The organism is Pseudomonas sp. TH34 (genome assembly GCF_016650865.1).
In the GTDB taxonomy this organism is placed as follows: Bacteria; Pseudomonadota; Gammaproteobacteria; order Pseudomonadales; family Pseudomonadaceae; genus Aquipseudomonas; species Aquipseudomonas yamanorum.
Genome location: NZ_JAEKFB010000023.1, coordinates 143194 through 158267 on the forward strand (window position 1 = coordinate 143194; position 15074 = coordinate 158267).

Genomic DNA, 15074 nt, shown 5'->3' on the forward strand with positions numbered 1-15074 from the left:
TCGCAGCCTCGCTAAAGCTCGACAGCTCCCACAGTTGATCTTCATTGCATTGAGCGAACGATTCAGCTCGGCTTTGGCTCGCTGCTGAACGTCTCGACCGCTTTCACCAACCCCTTGGCCGCCAACGCCACCAACTCACCGCCTTTTTGCGGAGTAGCCAGTGCCGGGTCCGAACCCATGCGGCCATCCGGGAAACGTGCGCGGAAGTCGCGGGCTTCGCGGATCGGGCCGGTGTTGGCGATTTGCGGCGAGTAGTCAGCCGACTTGATCGCGTCCGGGTAGGCCCATTGGGTCACGGCGATTTCCGACGGCGTGGCATGGCTGCCATGGCCCACCGGGAACTGCTGGTGCGCCAGCTCGTTCACGCCTTCCAGGTCCCACCAGTTGCATAGTTTCAGCGCATAGCCTGACGGGCGCCCGCTGAAGCTGGCTTCGGCGTACAGCTCGGAGAACGCCGCTTCGATCGAGGCGATGTTGCCGCCGTGGCCGTTGAGGAACAGGATTTTCTCGAAGCCATGACCTGCCAACGAACGTACCCAATCACCAATCGCCGCGATAAAGGTCGAAGGGCGCAGGGAGATGGTGCCGGGGAAACCCAGGTGGTGTTGCGCCATGCCGATATTGAAGGTCGGGCCGATCAGGATGTCGGCGTTTTTTTGCGCTTCATGGGCGATGATTTCCGGGCACATCCAGTCGGTGCCCAGCAGGCCGGTGGGGCCGTGTTGCTCGTTGGAGCCGATGGGAATCACGATGCTGCGGCTGCGTTCCAGAAACTGGCCAATCTCGATCCAGGTGGATTGATGTAAAAGCATCTCAGGTTCTCTCTCTCATCAAGCCCAGGAACACGGTGGAGTTCCTGGTGGCGTGTGCCGCATGTTGCACGGCAACGGCCAGCCCATCAACCGCCTTTGACGGTACCGGCACTCGCCATCTGGCGCGGCTTGCAGTTGAGATACGCCGATGACTTCAGCCAGCGCTGGTCGGGGTACCAGGAAAACATGAACTGGCCGTCCTTGAGTTTATCCACCACCTGGCGCGCTACCTGCGGGCGTACGGCGGGGCAGCCCTGGCTGCGGCCGATGCGGCCCTCGCGCTTGCTCCACAAGGGGCTTACGTAGTCGGCGGCATGAATCACGATGGCTCGGTCCCGTGCACGGTCATTGAAACCCGGTTCCAGACCGTCCATGCGCAACGAGTAGCCATGGGCGCCTTCGTAGCTCTCCTGGGTGCGGAACAAGCCGATGCTGGACTGGTAGCTGCCTTCGCGGTTGGAGAACTGGGTGGCGAAGTTTTCCCCGGATTTTTGTCCGTGGGCCACCAAATCCCGCAGCACTAATGTCTTCTTGCGCAGGTCGAAGATCCATAGACGACGAGCGGTCGAAGGCTGGGAGTAGTCGATAACGGCCAGCCGGTCGGACTGTTCGATGCCATTGCCCACCGCGCACTGCATGGCACTCAAGGCTCTTTTCAATACATCGGGGTTGAGTTCTGGAGCGGCGTGGGCGAGGCTGCTATACAGAGTAAGAGGTTTACCGGTGTCTGCGAGCGCAACGGTGCTCAGCGAGGCAAAGGTCGAGATGATCAGGCCGAGTCGGCAGCAAAAGGTCAGCATGTATAGAGCATCTCCGCCGTGGATGGGAGCTAAGCGATTGTTCAAAAAACACGCATGTTACTTGAGCATTTGCCTGCTCGTTGCACCGCTGGTCGCGACAGCCGAAGACCTGTTGGTGGTGGCACCGGCCCCGGTGCAACTGGCGCTCTCGCAATTGTCGACGGTTTGCCCAGGCCTGGCCGGGCAGGTCGATGCGCCTTCCCAGGCGCGTTTGCAGGCGTTTTATCAGCAGCAGGGCGACGTGGTGCTGTGGTCCGAAGGGGATCGCCGCGCCGAATTGCAAGCCCAACTGCAGTTGCTGGCCGACGATGGCCTGGACCCGGCTCACTATAGACTGCCTCCGACGGATGCCACGGGAAACGTGCTGTGCATCGACATCGGCACCAGCCAGCAGTACCTGCAAGCCCTGCAGGATCTGCATTTCGGCCGCTTGCAGCAATCGCGCTTCGAGCCCGTCTGGCATTCGCAACCGGCCCCGGACTCCGACACCCAAGTGCTGGCCATGGCCGAGGCCGGTATGCAGAACGTCGCCCAAGCTTTCGACCAGGCCCGTCCGAGCGCGCCGCTATACCTTGGCCTGCGCAGCGCCTATGCCGCCCTGCGCCAGCAACCGTTGCAGCATTGGGAGGCGGTGGCCAGCGGCCCGCTGTTGCGCCCCGGCATGGACGATTCGCGAGTGCCGCAACTGGCGCGGCGCATGGTCAACGGCGGCTACCTGAGCGGCACCTCCGCCGGCACGCAGTACCGTGGCGAGCTGGTCAACGCGGTCAAGACCTTCCAGCAAAGCCATTCCCTGCAAGCCGACGGCGTGATCGGCCCGGGCACGGTCACCGAGCTGAACATCAGCCCGGCCATTCGCCGCGAACAACTGCGCATCAACCTGGAGCGGTTTCGCTGGTTGTCCCGGGACCTGGAGCCCGACGGCGTGTTGGTGAACGTTGCGGCGGCGCAACTGAGTTTCTACCAAGGCGGTGTGCCCGTGTGGCAAACCCGCCTGCAAGTCGGCCGCGCCGACCGCCAGACACCGCTGCTGAAATCGCGCATCACCCGGCTGACCCTGAACCCCACCTGGACCATCCCGCCCACCATCATGCGCGAGGACAAGCTGCCGGCGATCCGACTGAACCCCGAATACCTGCGCCAGCAGAACCTGCAAGTGCTCGACAGTCAGGGCAACCCGCTGGTGCCGGAACAGGTCGACTGGTCGCACCCCGGCAACATTTTGCTGCGCCAGGGCGCCGGCCCGCGCAACCCGCTGGGCCGAATCGTGCTGCGCTTTCCCAACCCGTATTCGGTGTACTTGCACGACACGCCGAGCCAGCCGCTGTTTTCCAAGGGACCGCGGGCCTTCAGTTCGGGGTGTGTGAGGGTTGAGCAGCCGTTGCAATTGCGGGACTTGCTGGTAAGCCCGGCGGAGAAGATCCGCACCGAAGAGCTGCTGGCGACGGAAACCACCCACGAGTTCCGGCTCGCCACGCCGGTACCAGTGTTGTTGGGGTACTGGACGGTGCAGGTCGATGGCAAGGGCGCGTTGCTCTACGCGCCGGACATTTACGGGCGCGACCCGGTGTTGATGAAAGCGATGGAGAGTGCGCTCTAGGCGCTTAGCTGAGCGTTGATCATCGTCAGCGCCTCATGGGGAGACAAGCGCGCCGTATCGACGGTCAATGGCGACTCGGCCCATGGCTCATATTCATGGGCCAGGACGGACTGCCAGGTGGGCGGCGTGAGCCCCGGAATATCGCTGGTGCGTGATTCCACGCGACGTTGATGTTCGTGTGGGTCGGAGCACACCACCTGGATATTCACCAGCGGCGTATCGGCGCTTAGCGCGGTGTCGCTCCACGCCTGACGACTTTCAGCCACCGGGTTAACGCAATCGACGACAACCGTGCGGCCCAGCAACAGGTTGCTCAACGCCAGCGCATTGGCCACCTGGTAACCGCTGCTGCCCACACCTTGCTCCAGAACCCCTGCATCGCGGATGGCCTGCTCGATGGTGTCGATGCGCAGATACACGGCGCCGGATTGGCCGGCAAGGGCCTTGGCAATCGTGGTCTTCCCGGTGCCGGGCAGGCCGCTGAACACAATAAGCATCGTCGATCCTTCGAATGGGTGAGTCGGCTCAGTCTACCGGGCGACTCATTTCAAATAACAGGCGCTGATCCAGTCCGAAGGCTTGGGCGCCAGCTGTTCGGCCACAGGTAGATACCGCGCGTCCAGCTGCGCGGCCAGCCAGTACAGGGTATTGCTGCTCTTGGGGTTCCACTCGCCGCTGTAGCCCGGTTCGCCGATGCGGGCGCGGTCCCTGTCGAACTGCACGTGAGTGTTCACGAATTCTTCATGGCTGCGCTGGCCTTTGGCATACGGCGCGAGCCAGTCCAGTGCTTCGCTCAGCGAGCCGCCGTGGGGCGCGGTGAAGTCCAGCCAGTTGCCGCCAATGCCGTAGGGTTTGGCCGCCAGCGCCGCCTGAACCAGCGGCTCCAGGTCGTAGACCACGTAGTGCAGGGCGTCACGGTCCTGGAAGTCGGTCACCGAACCGTCGGGCAGCACGTTGTCGGTGATCTGTTGCTGGAACAGCTTGAAGGCCTCTTCCAGCATCTCGCGGTCGCCCAATGCGGCGGCAGCTACCGTGACCAGCTTCACGCGGTGGCTTTGCCAGTTATTGGTGTTGGTGGCCTTCTTGGCGCCATGGAACTGCTTGATACGCTCGATATAGCCGTTGCCCAGGTTGGTCAGCAGCGCGCGGGTGGCGTCGCGGGTCTGGGGGCGAAGGTCGCTGGCGGTGAGGGCGTAGGCGCTCATCAGCATGTCGAGGTTGGTTTCGTCGATCGGATTGAAATCCGGCTGATAGGTGCTGGCCCACGCGCTCAGGTAGTCATCCACTTGCTTGAGATAGCGCGTGTCGCGGCTCAGGCGCCAGGCGAGGGCAGCCTGGCGCATCACTGGCCAATCCTTCTCGGCGGCGATGCTTTGCTCGCGAATGCCGTGGTTGGGCAGCGTGCCTTCGGTGTGCAGATGGGGCAGGGCGTCGGGTTGGTCACCGAGGTGGCGCTGGGCGGCGGCCAGGAGGGATTTGGAGGTCGGGTTCGAGGTGGCGGGCTGGCAGGCACTCAAGACCTGGGGCGCGGCAAAGGCGGCTTGGGCGAACGAGGCGAGCAGCGCGGCCAGGGCCACGGTTTTCAGAGAGCGTTGGAGCATGCAGTTTCTCAGGGTTGGATTGACCAGATCGGGGCACAGCCACGCTACCATGCCCATGATGGGGATTTGATGAAATACCCGCCAGCCCTCTATCCTAGCCTGCCAAGCCCGGTCGAGAACAGGACGCCCCATGACCTTGCAGTTCGTGAAGATGCACGCCCACGGTGATGACTTCATCGTGATCGACCGGCGCGGCCGGGATGACCCGATCACCGCGCACATCGCCCGCCGCCTGGGGGACCGTCATCGCGGCATCGGCTTCAATCAATTGGCCGTGGTGCTCGATTGCGCTGACGCCGCTGCCCGCATCACATTCTGGAACCCCAACGGCAGTCCGCTCGATACCTGCGGCAGCGCCACCCGTGGGGTTGCGGACATGCTGATGCGCGAAGCCGGCACCGCCACCATCGTGCTGCGAACCAACCGAGGGCTGCTGACCTGCGTGCGCGAATCGGGACAGCGGGTGTCGGTGGACATGGGGCGGCCGTCATTGGGCTGGGAAGAGATTCCGCTGGCGCAAGCGATGCACACCGAACGCTTGCCGCTGGAGGGCGACCCGGCGGCGTGCAGCATGGGCAACCCGCATTGCACCTTCTTTGTCGACGACCTTGCGGCGGTCGATATCGCGACGCTTGGGCCGTCGTTGGAAACCCACCCGCTGTTCCCCAACAAGACCAACGTGCATTTCGTGCAAGTGCTGGACCGCAGCCATATCCGCCTGCGCATCTGGGAACGGGGCGGCGGCATCCCGCAGGGCTCGGGCTCGTGCTGTTGTGGTGCGGTGGTCAACGGGATTCGTCGTGGGCTGCTGGATGACACCGTCGACGTGCAATGCGATGGCGGTACCGTGACGGTGCATTGGGACGGTCACGGCGGCGTGGTGTTGACGGGGGCTGTCCAAACCGTTGTTCACGGCACAGTGGCTGCCGCGCTCATGGGTGGCGCAATGGAAAGTGCACACTGAAAGTGGTGCCCTGGTCCGGGCTTGAGCTTACCGAAACACCTCCATCATGGGCCTTGGCGATTTCCCGCACGATAAACAGCCCCAGGCCAACGCTACGCACCTCACTGTCCTGCTCCGTGCCTCGGGTCATGGGTTCAAACAAGCCAGCCATCAACGCTTCGGGAATGGCCGGCCCTTGGTTATGTACCGAGAGCCGGCTCTCTTGCGCGTCCTGGTGCGAGGTGACGGTAATAGGCTGTTGCAGATCGCCGTACGCCACGCTGTTGGCCACCAGATTGCCGATGATTTGTTGGATGCGGTCGGCATCCAGGAACGTGCGGGCGCTGCCCGTGGCGTGATGTTCGAGGGTCGCCGTGGGGAACGCCACCCGCAACTCGTCGAGACTGTCACGGGTGACGGTGTGCAGGTCGAGTGCTACGGGGTTGATGCCGATGCCCTGGCCCACTCTGGCCTGAGTGAAGTCCAGCAAGTCGGCGATCATCCGCTGCGCCCGTTCGGTGGACAGGCCGATATGCCCCAGGAGTTGGCGCTCTTTGGGGCTGTGCTCGCCGCGGGCGAGGAACTCCGAGGCCATCTTGATCGCGGTAAGCGGGTTCTTCAGGTCATGGCTGACAATCGCGACCATCTGCTCGGCAAACAGCGCCCGGCGCTGGGCGATTTCATAGGCGCTGCTCAGTTCGGCTTGGGCCTGCTGCAGCGCGACTTCAGTGGCGGTCTTTTCCTGCAACAAGGCTTCAGCCAGTTTGCGGGCATTGAGCAGTTCACGCTCGTACTTGTCGCGGTCGGTGGTGCCGAAGAGGGCCAGTTCGTTATAGGCAATGCCGGCATGTTCGTGCCTGACGCCGTTGAGCAATACCGTGACGGTGCGTCGGTCACGGTGCAGCAGGTCGAGTTTTACTTCGGCGATGGAGCCTTGCATTTTCATCAGCGGCGCAAGGTGCGTCTGATGGAAGATCCGCCCGCCCATCGTCAGCAGGTCCTGGAACCGTCGTTCTTTCAACTCATCGACGCTGAAGCCGGTCCAGTCGCTGAAGCACTGGTTGGCCTGCACGATGGTGCCGTCTTCCCGGGTAACCACCAAGGCGCAGGGCGCGCCGTCGAACAAACGTTGAGAATCCGGCAACGACAGGTTATCGACTGGCATCGGCACCTACCCATGGCAACAGGAAACTGTCCATGGCCGCTGAGCAGGCCCCAGGTGCACTCATGTGCGGGCAATGCCCCACGTTATCGACCAGGCAATACGTGCTGGCGGGCAACGCGGCATGCAGGTACTCACCGACGCACACCGGTGCGATCAAGTCATCGGTGGATTGCAGAATCAGGGTGGGGGTCATCAGACCCGCGATGTCCTGGCGGTTGTCCGACAGGAAGGTCACCCGTGCGAAGCGCTTGGCGATGTCCGGCTCGGTGCGGCAGAAACTGTTGGTCAGTTCTTCGCCGAGGGCCGGTTGCCCGGGTGCGCCCATGATTACCGGGGCCATGGTGCTGGACCAGCCGAGGTAATTGCTGTCGAGGGTATCGAGCAATGAATGGATATCTTCGAGGGTGAACCCGCCCGTATAGCCATCGGAATCGATATAGCACGGCGAAGGACCGATCATCACATGGGCGGCGATTGTTCCGGGCGCCTGGCGATCGGCCAGGGCGCCGATCATCGCGCTGACGGAGTGACCCACCAGCACCACCGGGCCCATGGCGTATTCATCAACAATCTCGCCCAGGTCATGGGCGTAGCCGGCGAGTGAGCTGTATTTTTCGCTGTCGTACGCGCCCAGATCAGACTGGCCAGCACCCACCAGGTCATACAGCACGACGCGGAAACGGCCGGTGAAATGAGGAAACAGGTAATTCCACATGGTTTGATCACACCCGAAACCATGGGAGAAAACCAGGGTCGAGGGACCGCTGCCAAACACCCTGACGTTATTGCGCTGCTGAAGGTCCATGGCGTTCTCGTGTAGGGCGTGTGTGGGGGTAGCGTAAGTCTAGATAGTCGGTGGCTTCGGGTCACCTGTTTACAGCGTCGATAGGGTAAAGTCGGCCGATTCAGGATGAAACTTCAGGTAACAAAACATGATGGTGTTCCTACGGCAATGTGTCTTGGGCTTGCTACTGATCGTTTCCGGCTCGCAGGTGTGGGCCGATACCGTTCCCCCGGCGCCGGTCACGGTTGCGCTGGACCAGCGCGTGATCGACCTGACCCACACCCTCGACGCCGCCACTCAATCGCGCATGACCACGCAACTCGCCGGCCTGGAACAACGCAAAGGCGCACAGGTGGCTGTGATGCTGCTGCCGAGCACCCAGGGCGTGGGCATCGAGGACTTCGCCAACCAACTGTTCCGTGCCTGGAAACTGGGGCGCAAGGACGTCAACGACGGCATCCTGCTGCTGGTGGCGAAGGACGATCGCAAGGTTCGGATCGAAGTCGGTTACGGCCTGGAGGGCGTGGTCACCGACCTGCTGGCCCACCGCATCATCGAGGAACACATCACCCCGGCGTTTCGCCAGGGCGATTACGCCGGCGGCGTGCAGCAGGCGGTGGACGACCTGACGCTGTTGGTGGACGGCGGCAATTTGCCCGAGGTGGCCAAGGCCGGTTTTCCGCCTGAGGCTTATGCGGTGCTCCTGGCGTTTATGTTTGGCGGGGTGGTCGGGGTATTGATGGGGGCTGAAAAACTCCCTTGGCGCCGGGCCCTGATGGCGGTGGTCGTTGTCACTGTGGCGCTGGTAACGGTTGCAGGCGGCAAAGACTGGCCGGTCTATTTGCTGTTGCTGCCCCTGTGCATGTTGATTGGCGGTGCCACGTTTGGCGCGTTGTGGCAGGCGAGGGTGGCGTTTTATGCCGTGCTGGGGCTGTTGATTTATATCGCCGGGGTGCTGCTGACCGATCACTTTGTTGGCGACCTGTCGCTGATCCACTGGCTGGCTTATCCCATGGCCGGGCTGCTGATCCTGGGCCTGTACTTCGGCCTGTTCCTGGTGATGAAAAGCATGTGGAAAGAGAGCCAGGGCGGTTTTATCGCGCGGCTGGTGGCGGTGCTGGTGGTGTACGGGGTCGCTGGGGCATTGATTGATAAGGGCGCCACGGGATGGCTGCTGGCGTTCCCATTCGCTTCGTTCGCGGCGCTGTTCATCTTTGCTCACGGTATCAGCGGCGGGTCGGGGTCGGGGTCTGGTGGGGGCTCCAGCTCCTCCGGTTCAAGTTCCAGTTCCAGCAGCAGCTCTTCGGGTGGCGGCGGTTCCAGCGGTGGGGGTGGGGCGTCGGGGAGTTGGTAGGACTCCCCGGAAGCTAGGCGGGCTTGTAGGCAATCCAGCCCTTGAAGCTGAAGCCCGCGTAGAACAACTCAACGCCTTCAAAGCCTGCCTCCCGTAGCAGCGCTTCATCGTCGTTGGGTGACAGCACCGGCAAGTGGCTGCTGATCGCGGCAATCGCCCGCTGCGCATCTTCAGCCGGCACGCCGGAATCCACCGCATAGGCGGCATAACGCTTCAGCCAGCGTGCTTTTTCCTCTGGCGAGGATTGGGGGAAGCTGTGATGCGCCGCTATCAAAGGCGCGCCTGGCGACAAGCGCCGCCACAGTTCTTTTAGGGTTTGCAGACGCTCTTTTGCCGGGATGAAGTGCAAGGTCAGCAAGGACGTAGCGGCATCAAACGGCCCCTCGGGCGCGGTATCGATATAGCCTTCATGCAACTGCACACGGGCCATCAGCGGACCCAAGGTGGCCTCGGCCAGCTTCAGCATCTCGGCAGACGGGTCCACCCCCACAAACTGCCACTCGGGCTGGCTGTCGGCAAACTTCTTCAACTCCAGCCCGCCGCCTGCACCGAGTACCAATACCTTGCCGGTGGCCGGGACGGTTTCGCGTAGCAACAGGGTGGCCATGCGCTGCAGGGACTCGAAACCCGGCACCAGCCTCACCGGGCCTTCGGCGTAGCGAGCAACAGCGGCGGGGTCTGAAAACCAGGTCATGGTGGTTCCTGTTGGCGGGGGAAGCGATAACCCTACTGGGGCAAATCCGGGCTGGCAATTGAAGAGATGTGCAGTTGTGTTAAAACGTTGCCTTTGCTGATTTTGAGAGTACCCCTCGAATGCTCCCCGACATGCTTATCCGCGATGCACGGCCTGAAGACGCGTTATGCATTGGCGTGCTGGGCATGCAGGTTTTTCTCGATACCTACGCCACAGAAGGCATTCGCGACTCAATCGCTGCCGAGGCGCTGCAAGCGTTTTCGCCCCAGACGATTTCCGCGCTGATCGCCCAGCCGGGCACGGCGATTATCGTCGCTGAATCAAATGGGCATCTGGTGGGGTTTGCCCAGGTGGCGATGGACACCGGCCATGCGCTGATCTCAACCCCGAAAGCGGCGGAGTTGCAGCGACTCTACATCCAGGAACGGTTTACCGGCCTGGGCCTCGGCTACCGTTTGCTGCAAGCGGTTGAACAGCGTGCAGGGCAGGGTGGGGCGTCGTTGCTGTGGGCGACGGTGTGGGTCGGCAACGAGCGTGCGCTGGGGTTTTATCCGCGCCGTGGTTATGAGCTGCTGGGGGCGCCGACTTACACGTTTCAGAATGAGAGCCATGAAAATCGGCTGTTTGGTAAAAGACTTCAGTCTTAACGCGTGAGCAATTTCACTTAAGAAAATCGAAATGATGTCGATATGATGTCATCGCTCACAAGGACCGTTTATCCGATGAAAGTGTTAAAGCTCGCCGTTGCCTGTGTATTCCCGCTGCTCGGCGCCTGTTCCGACTACCACTACAAGAACTACCAAGGCGATTGGGCCCCGGAAAAAATGCAACCGGTCGACCTCTCCGACAACCACCCGAATGCAGCGCTGGTGTACTTCGAAACGTTCCGGGTACGTGAACTGGGCGTGCCGTTTCACCGCTTGGTGTTGGCCACGGAAGTAGACGGCGTTGCGCTCCCGGGCGCCGGTCGACGTTCAATCCTTGATGTGTCCGGTGAACAGGCGCTCAAGTTGGCTCCGGGCAAGCATTCATTGCGCTGGTGCAACGTGTCGATGAACGCCTTGGGCACCGGCGGCGCCTTCTGCAACAAAGGCGCCGATGATGTGGTGTTTGCCGGGGGCCAGCGGTATGTCGTGACCTTCCGCATGACCGCCAGCACCAAGGGCTACCCGGGTGCCTACAGCGTGGAGTACCGCACGTACTCGACGATCAAGAACCTGGACACTCAGGAAGTCATTTTCCCGTTGGAAGGACAGGGTGATGGCTGAGCGCCTCGCACTGGAGAAGCTGGCTTATCTGGAGTTCCTGCGCCTTCTTGAGGCGAGTCATTTTGAACCGCAGCGCACCGGCCAAGCGTTCTACAACCACTTCAACTTGCACCGGCTTTCGGATCAACAAGCGCTGGCTGGGTTGTATGCGGCGGATGGGCGTCAGGCGATAAAGCTGATTGAGCGTATGTTCGACATCGAGTGAAGTAAGTTCCTCAGAGCATTTTGCTCAGGAACACCCGGCTGCTGCCTTCCGGGTCGCAAGGGATTTCACCAAACCGCACCCAGCCATTCTTCTCGTAAAACTCCGGGGCCTGGAAACTGAGGGTGTACAGCATCGCCGAGCGGCAGCCACGGTGACGGGCTTCGTCTTCGAATGCTTTCAGCAGCGTTGTGCCCAGGCCTGAGCCACGCAGGGCCTCGGGCAGATGAAACAGGTCGAGAAAGGCCATGCCGAGGCTGGTTTTGCCGGTGATGCCGCCGAGGGTTTCACCGGTGTCGGGATGCTTGATCAGCACCGTCAACGGACGTCGGTCATTGGACCCGGTGACGTGCTCGTTGAAGGCGGCGAGGCCGCTGCCCAGGAGCTGCTCGGCTTTGGCGTCTGGCTGGTCGCCGACCTCAATCAGATGCGGCTTCATAGATCCATCACCATCTCATGCCACGCCATCCCGCCATGGTCCGACGCCGACGGCTGCACATAGCGATAGCCCATGCGCTTATACAGCTCCACGTGGCGGTCCTTGCACATCAGGTGAATGGTCTTCTTGCCCATCGCCTGCATGCGCTGGATAAACGTCTCCATCAACTGCGTCGAATAACCCTTGCCCTGATGAGCCGGGTCAACCACCACCGACATGATCACCACATTCGGCGCATCGGCTGAATGCCCGACCAACTCCTTGAAGGCCTCATCCGACATCACCACTTCATCGGCGCAACCGCAGTTGATGAAACCGACCATAACGCCATCCGCCTCCAGAATCAGAAAGCCTTGCGGGTACAGCGCGATGCGCGTCGCGATCTTTTCCAGGGTGGCGGCTTCATCGCCTTCGTAGGCCGAGATTTCGATCTCGTAGCAACGGTTGGCGTCGGCGGGGTTGGCGTTACGGAAGGTGAGGGCGGGCATTGGGTTACCAGATTGGAAATTGAACGACAGCCCCCATGATAAAGAAAGAACACCCCGACAGCACCGCCGAACACAAAACCCACCACCCCCCGCCCTGTGGGAGCCGTCGAGCCTTAGCGAGGCCGCGATGGCGGCCTTCCTGAAACCACCAAGACTCGCCAAGCCCTATAACTAGAAAATCCGCAAATGCGGGTTTTCTCATAACTGAGCCGGGCTCTATTAAACCCCACCCACCAACTTCCCCCTCCAACCGGCGCTTATACGCACTGTCCCGACTCGCCAACCAGAAATACAGCGGCGACGTCACCACCAACCCCACCAACCACGACAAATCCGCCCCGTTGATATGTGCCGAAATCGGCCCGACATACAGCGGCGTATTCATAAACGGAATCTGCACCACAATCCCCACCGCATAGGCCACCAGCGCCTGAGGGTTGTAGCGCCCGTAGATCCCGCCATCCACGCGAAAGATCGAACCGATGTCGTACTTGCCCTTATGGATTGCATAGAAGTCGATCAGGTTGATCGCCGTCCACGGCACCAGTACCACCAGCAGCACCAGCACCATGTCCACGAAGTGCCCGATAAAATCCTTCGACGCAAACACCGCCGCAATCGAGCACGCGGCCAGCACCAGCACCGAGATCACGGCGCGCGCCTTGGCGGTGGGGATCCAGCGGTAGGCAAAGGTCTGTACCAGGGTGATCAACGACAGCACGGCGCCGTACAGGTTAAGGGCGTTATGACTGATCACGCTGAGCAGGAACAGCAACAGCATCAGCGGGCCAATGGAGCCGGTCGCCAGTTTGACCGCGTCCATGGTGTCCATGCCGACCGGTGTTGCGAGTACCGCAACGGCACCAAAGATGAACGACAGGCTGGAACCGAGCACGGTACCCAAATAGGTGGTCCAGAAGGTCGACGCCACCGGCACATCCGCCGGCAGGTAGCGCGAATAGTCCGAAACGTACGGCGCAAACGCGATCTGCCACAGCGCCGCCAATGACACGGTGGCCAGCCAGCCAGAGATGTTGAAGTTGCCGCGTGTCAGGAAGTCCGCCGTCTGTACATGGGTGAAGATGTAGCCGAAACCCAGCACGATGCCCGCGCCCAGCACCCAGGTGCCGATGCGGTTGAGGACGTGGATGAAGCGGTAGCCGATGATGCCGATGATCCCCGAGCCGATGGCGCCGATGACGATGCCTACCGGTACCGGGATCGCGTCGACGACGCCGTGCAGGGATTTGCCCGCCAGTACGATGTTGGAGGCGAAGAAGCCGATGTACATCACGCCGGCGATCACCACCACCAGCAGTGCGCCGAGGGAGCCGAACTGGGCGCGGCTCTGGATCATTTGCGGGATGCCCATTTGTGGGCCTTGGGCCGAGTGCAGCGCCATCAGTACGCCGCCGACGAGGTGGCCGACGAGGATGGCGATGATGCCCCACACCAGGTTCAAGCCGAACAGTTGCACGGCCAGCGCGCCGGTGACGATGGGCAACGGCGCGATGTTGCCGCCGAACCACAGGGTGAACAGGTCTCTTACCTTTCCGTGGCGATCTTCCGGGGGCACGTATCCAATCGTGTGTTTTTCGATAAGCGGGGCGGAGGATGTTGCAGTGGTAACCATGACGAGCTCCAAGGCAAGGTGAGTACGTTGACGTACTTCGCTGGGCGGCGCGTGTGCGTCGCTTTTGTTGTTGGAGTGATCATGTGCAATGGTCACGGGTAGGTAAATTAGTAAGTTTGTTGCTATAGACCTTAAAAATAATATCTCGCGGCGATTTTCGCTCCGGTATGTTGCATGGACTTGAATCGTCAAAAAAAGCGGCTTTTTCTTGCACTTGTTTGGGGCGAATTCCCACGTTTCTGGAGGTCCCGATGGCTGCCTATAACCTGCGCCAGCTCAAATATTTTGTAACCACCGCCGAGTGCGGCAGCGTGGCAGAGGCCTCGCGCAAGCTCTATATCGCGCAACCGTCGGTGTCGACCGCCATCAAGCAGCTGGAAGACAGCTTTGGCGTGCAGCTGTTTATCCGCCATCACGCCCAAGGGGTGTCGCTGACGCCGAGCGGTGCACGGTTTTACCGCAAGGCCCTGGAGCTGCTGCGGGTCGCTCATGAATTCGAGCAGAACGCCCTGGCAGACAATGACGTGGTGGCGGGGCAGATCGATATCGGGTGCTTCGAGACGGTGGCGCCGCTGTATTTGCCGCGGTTGATTGCCGGCTTCAAGCAACGCTGGCCGGGGGTGGAAATCCGCCTGCGGGACGGTGAACAGCAGGAGCTGGTGCAGGCGCTGACCGCCGGCAGTATCGACGTGGCGATGCTGTTTGAGCATGACCTGGGCAGCGCCATCGAAACCACACCGTTGATGCCGCCGCAGCAGCCCTATGCATTGTTGCCGGCGGATCACCGGTTTGCGCAGCAGGCCAAGGTGTCACTGGCGGATTTGGTGCTGGAGCCGATGATTCTGCTGGATGTGCTGCCGAGCCGGACGTACTTCGTGAGCATCTTTGAAGAGCGTGGACTGACGCCGAATATTGTCTTCAGTTCGCCGTCGATCGAGATGGTGCGCGGGATGGTGGGGCGCGGGTTTGGCTTTTCGATTCTGGTGACCAAGCCGTTTTCGCCGTATTCCTATGACGGGCAGAAGCTGGTGTGTGTGCCGTTGGCGGAGACGGTGACGGGGTCGGGGTTGTCGGCGGTGTGGTTGCGGCGGGCGCCGTTGACCAAGCCGGTGCAGTTGTTTGTGGAGTATTGCCGGGAAGAGCTGGCGCGGTTACTTGGGTAAAACACAGAGCAAAAAATGTGGGAGCCGGGCTTGCCGGGATGGCGGTGTGTCAGCCAGCAAATAGGCCAACTGATCCACCGCCATCGCGGGCAAGCCCGGCTCCCACAGTTGATTTGTACTGCTTGGGG

At 61.6% G+C, this 15074-nt stretch carries 16 protein-coding genes and 1 pseudogene; 7 read left to right on the forward strand and 10 right to left on the reverse strand.

Going from position 1 to position 15074, the window contains the following annotated elements; translation table 11 throughout:
• Positions 1-62: 62 nt before the first annotated feature.
• A complete protein-coding gene (locus tag JFU58_RS18890) occupies positions 63-812 on the reverse strand; it encodes a creatininase family protein (protein WP_008435386.1) in 750 nt (249 codons plus the stop codon).
• Between the two features lie 86 nt (positions 813-898).
• Positions 899-1612, reverse strand: coding sequence for a murein L,D-transpeptidase catalytic domain family protein (locus tag JFU58_RS18895; protein WP_023658766.1), 714 nt, complete (start codon positions 1610-1612; stop codon positions 899-901).
• 37 nt (positions 1613-1649) lie between these two features.
• Between JFU58_RS18895 and JFU58_RS18900 the strand changes: the two genes are divergently transcribed.
• Complete coding sequence (locus JFU58_RS18900) at positions 1650-3212, forward strand: L,D-transpeptidase family protein (RefSeq protein ID WP_201141610.1); 1563 nt, start codon at positions 1650-1652, stop codon at positions 3210-3212.
• Here JFU58_RS18900 and JFU58_RS18905 read toward each other — a convergent pair.
• Together JFU58_RS18905 and JFU58_RS18910 are read right to left on the reverse strand one after the other, a co-directional pair.
• Positions 3209-3709 (reverse strand): AAA family ATPase, encoded by a 501-nt coding sequence (locus JFU58_RS18905; RefSeq protein WP_093197805.1) that lies wholly within the window; start codon positions 3707-3709, stop codon positions 3209-3211. The genes JFU58_RS18900 and JFU58_RS18905 overlap by 4 nt on opposite strands.
• A gap of 45 nt (positions 3710-3754) precedes the next feature.
• On the reverse strand, positions 3755-4813 hold the full coding sequence (locus JFU58_RS18910; RefSeq protein ID WP_063030901.1) for an alginate lyase family protein: 1059 nt from the start codon (positions 4811-4813) through the stop codon (positions 3755-3757).
• A 130-nt stretch (positions 4814-4943) separates the two neighbouring features.
• Here JFU58_RS18910 and dapF point away from each other — a divergent pair, with 130 nt between their 5' ends.
• Complete coding sequence (gene dapF / locus JFU58_RS18915; protein ID WP_177026618.1) at positions 4944-5777, forward strand: diaminopimelate epimerase; 834 nt, start codon at positions 4944-4946, stop codon at positions 5775-5777.
• Here dapF and JFU58_RS18920 read toward each other — a convergent pair.
• Both JFU58_RS18920 and JFU58_RS18925 read right to left on the reverse strand, forming a co-directional pair.
• Positions 5746-6921, reverse strand: a complete 1176-nt coding sequence (locus tag JFU58_RS18920) for a PAS domain-containing sensor histidine kinase (protein WP_177026617.1) — start codon at positions 6919-6921, stop codon at positions 5746-5748. The genes dapF and JFU58_RS18920 overlap by 32 nt on opposite strands.
• On the reverse strand, positions 6908-7726 hold the full coding sequence (locus tag JFU58_RS18925) for an alpha/beta fold hydrolase (RefSeq protein WP_201141612.1): 819 nt from the start codon (positions 7724-7726) through the stop codon (positions 6908-6910). Before JFU58_RS18925 ends, JFU58_RS18920 begins: the two co-directional genes overlap by 14 nt.
• A gap of 127 nt (positions 7727-7853) precedes the next feature.
• On the opposite strand from JFU58_RS18925, the gene JFU58_RS18930 reads away from it, so the two are divergent.
• Complete coding sequence (locus JFU58_RS18930) at positions 7854-9059, forward strand: TPM domain-containing protein (protein ID WP_093197785.1); 1206 nt, start codon at positions 7854-7856, stop codon at positions 9057-9059.
• 13 nt (positions 9060-9072) lie between these two features.
• Here JFU58_RS18930 and JFU58_RS18935 read toward each other — a convergent pair whose 3' ends face one another.
• A complete protein-coding gene (locus JFU58_RS18935) occupies positions 9073-9753 on the reverse strand; it encodes a class I SAM-dependent methyltransferase (protein WP_201141614.1) in 681 nt (226 codons plus the stop codon).
• A 131-nt stretch (positions 9754-9884) separates the two neighbouring features.
• On the opposite strand from JFU58_RS18935, the gene JFU58_RS18940 reads away from it, so the two are divergent.
• The 3 genes from JFU58_RS18940 (at position 9885) to JFU58_RS18950 (ending at position 11226) form a co-directional block, all read left to right on the forward strand.
• Positions 9885-10400 (forward strand): GNAT family N-acetyltransferase, encoded by a 516-nt coding sequence (locus tag JFU58_RS18940; protein ID WP_231988858.1) that lies wholly within the window; start codon positions 9885-9887, stop codon positions 10398-10400.
• A 75-nt stretch (positions 10401-10475) separates the two neighbouring features.
• Complete coding sequence (locus JFU58_RS18945; protein ID WP_017475120.1) at positions 10476-11021, forward strand: hypothetical protein; 546 nt, start codon at positions 10476-10478, stop codon at positions 11019-11021.
• Complete coding sequence (locus tag JFU58_RS18950; RefSeq protein ID WP_063030888.1) at positions 11014-11226, forward strand: hypothetical protein; 213 nt, start codon at positions 11014-11016, stop codon at positions 11224-11226. Before JFU58_RS18945 ends, JFU58_RS18950 begins: the two co-directional genes overlap by 8 nt.
• A 10-nt stretch (positions 11227-11236) precedes the next feature.
• On the opposite strand, the gene JFU58_RS18955 is transcribed toward JFU58_RS18950, so the two are convergent.
• From JFU58_RS18955 to JFU58_RS18965, 3 genes and pseudogenes are all read right to left on the reverse strand, one after another.
• Entirely contained in the window at positions 11237-11662 is a 426-nt protein-coding gene (locus JFU58_RS18955; protein ID WP_093197772.1) for a GNAT family N-acetyltransferase, read from the reverse strand.
• On the reverse strand, positions 11659-12150 hold the full coding sequence (locus tag JFU58_RS18960) for a GNAT family N-acetyltransferase (RefSeq protein WP_063030884.1): 492 nt from the start codon (positions 12148-12150) through the stop codon (positions 11659-11661). Before JFU58_RS18960 ends, JFU58_RS18955 begins: the two co-directional genes overlap by 4 nt.
• 219 nt (positions 12151-12369) lie before the next feature.
• A pseudogene (locus JFU58_RS18965) lies at positions 12370-13783 on the reverse strand (purine-cytosine permease family protein).
• Positions 13784-14034: 251 nt separating this feature from the next.
• On the opposite strand from JFU58_RS18965, the gene JFU58_RS18970 reads away from it, so the two are divergent.
• Positions 14035-14946, forward strand: a complete 912-nt coding sequence (locus JFU58_RS18970) for a LysR substrate-binding domain-containing protein (RefSeq protein WP_063030880.1) — start codon at positions 14035-14037, stop codon at positions 14944-14946.
• Positions 14947-15074 lie beyond the last annotated feature (128 nt).

Excerpts from the sequence above, each read along its gene's own strand:
- JFU58_RS18890 (WP_008435386.1), bottom strand. The coding sequence starts at position 812 with ATGCTTTTACATCAATCCACCTGGATCGAGATTGGCCAGTTTCTGGAA.
- JFU58_RS18895 (WP_023658766.1), bottom strand. The coding sequence starts at position 1,612 with ATGCTGACCTTTTGCTGCCGACTCGGCCTGATCATCTCGACCTTTGCC.
- JFU58_RS18905 (WP_093197805.1), bottom strand. The coding sequence starts at position 3,709 with ATGCTTATTGTGTTCAGCGGCCTGCCCGGCACCGGGAAGACCACGATT.
- JFU58_RS18910 (WP_063030901.1), bottom strand. The coding sequence starts at position 4,813 with ATGCTCCAACGCTCTCTGAAAACCGTGGCCCTGGCCGCGCTGCTCGCC.
- dapF (WP_177026618.1), top strand. The coding sequence starts at position 4,944 with ATGACCTTGCAGTTCGTGAAGATGCACGCCCACGGTGATGACTTCATC.
- JFU58_RS18920 (WP_177026617.1), bottom strand. The coding sequence starts at position 6,921 with ATGCCAGTCGATAACCTGTCGTTGCCGGATTCTCAACGTTTGTTCGAC.
- JFU58_RS18925 (WP_201141612.1), bottom strand. The coding sequence starts at position 7,726 with ATGGACCTTCAGCAGCGCAATAACGTCAGGGTGTTTGGCAGCGGTCCC.
- JFU58_RS18930 (WP_093197785.1), top strand. The coding sequence starts at position 7,854 with ATGATGGTGTTCCTACGGCAATGTGTCTTGGGCTTGCTACTGATCGTT.
- JFU58_RS18935 (WP_201141614.1), bottom strand. The coding sequence starts at position 9,753 with ATGACCTGGTTTTCAGACCCCGCCGCTGTTGCTCGCTACGCCGAAGGC.
- JFU58_RS18940 (WP_231988858.1), top strand. The coding sequence starts at position 9,885 with ATGCTTATCCGCGATGCACGGCCTGAAGACGCGTTATGCATTGGCGTG.
- JFU58_RS18945 (WP_017475120.1), top strand. The coding sequence starts at position 10,476 with ATGAAAGTGTTAAAGCTCGCCGTTGCCTGTGTATTCCCGCTGCTCGGC.
- JFU58_RS18950 (WP_063030888.1), top strand. The coding sequence starts at position 11,014 with ATGGCTGAGCGCCTCGCACTGGAGAAGCTGGCTTATCTGGAGTTCCTG.
- JFU58_RS18955 (WP_093197772.1), bottom strand. The coding sequence starts at position 11,662 with ATGAAGCCGCATCTGATTGAGGTCGGCGACCAGCCAGACGCCAAAGCC.
- JFU58_RS18960 (WP_063030884.1), bottom strand. The coding sequence starts at position 12,150 with ATGCCCGCCCTCACCTTCCGTAACGCCAACCCCGCCGACGCCAACCGT.
- JFU58_RS18970 (WP_063030880.1), top strand. The coding sequence starts at position 14,035 with ATGGCTGCCTATAACCTGCGCCAGCTCAAATATTTTGTAACCACCGCC.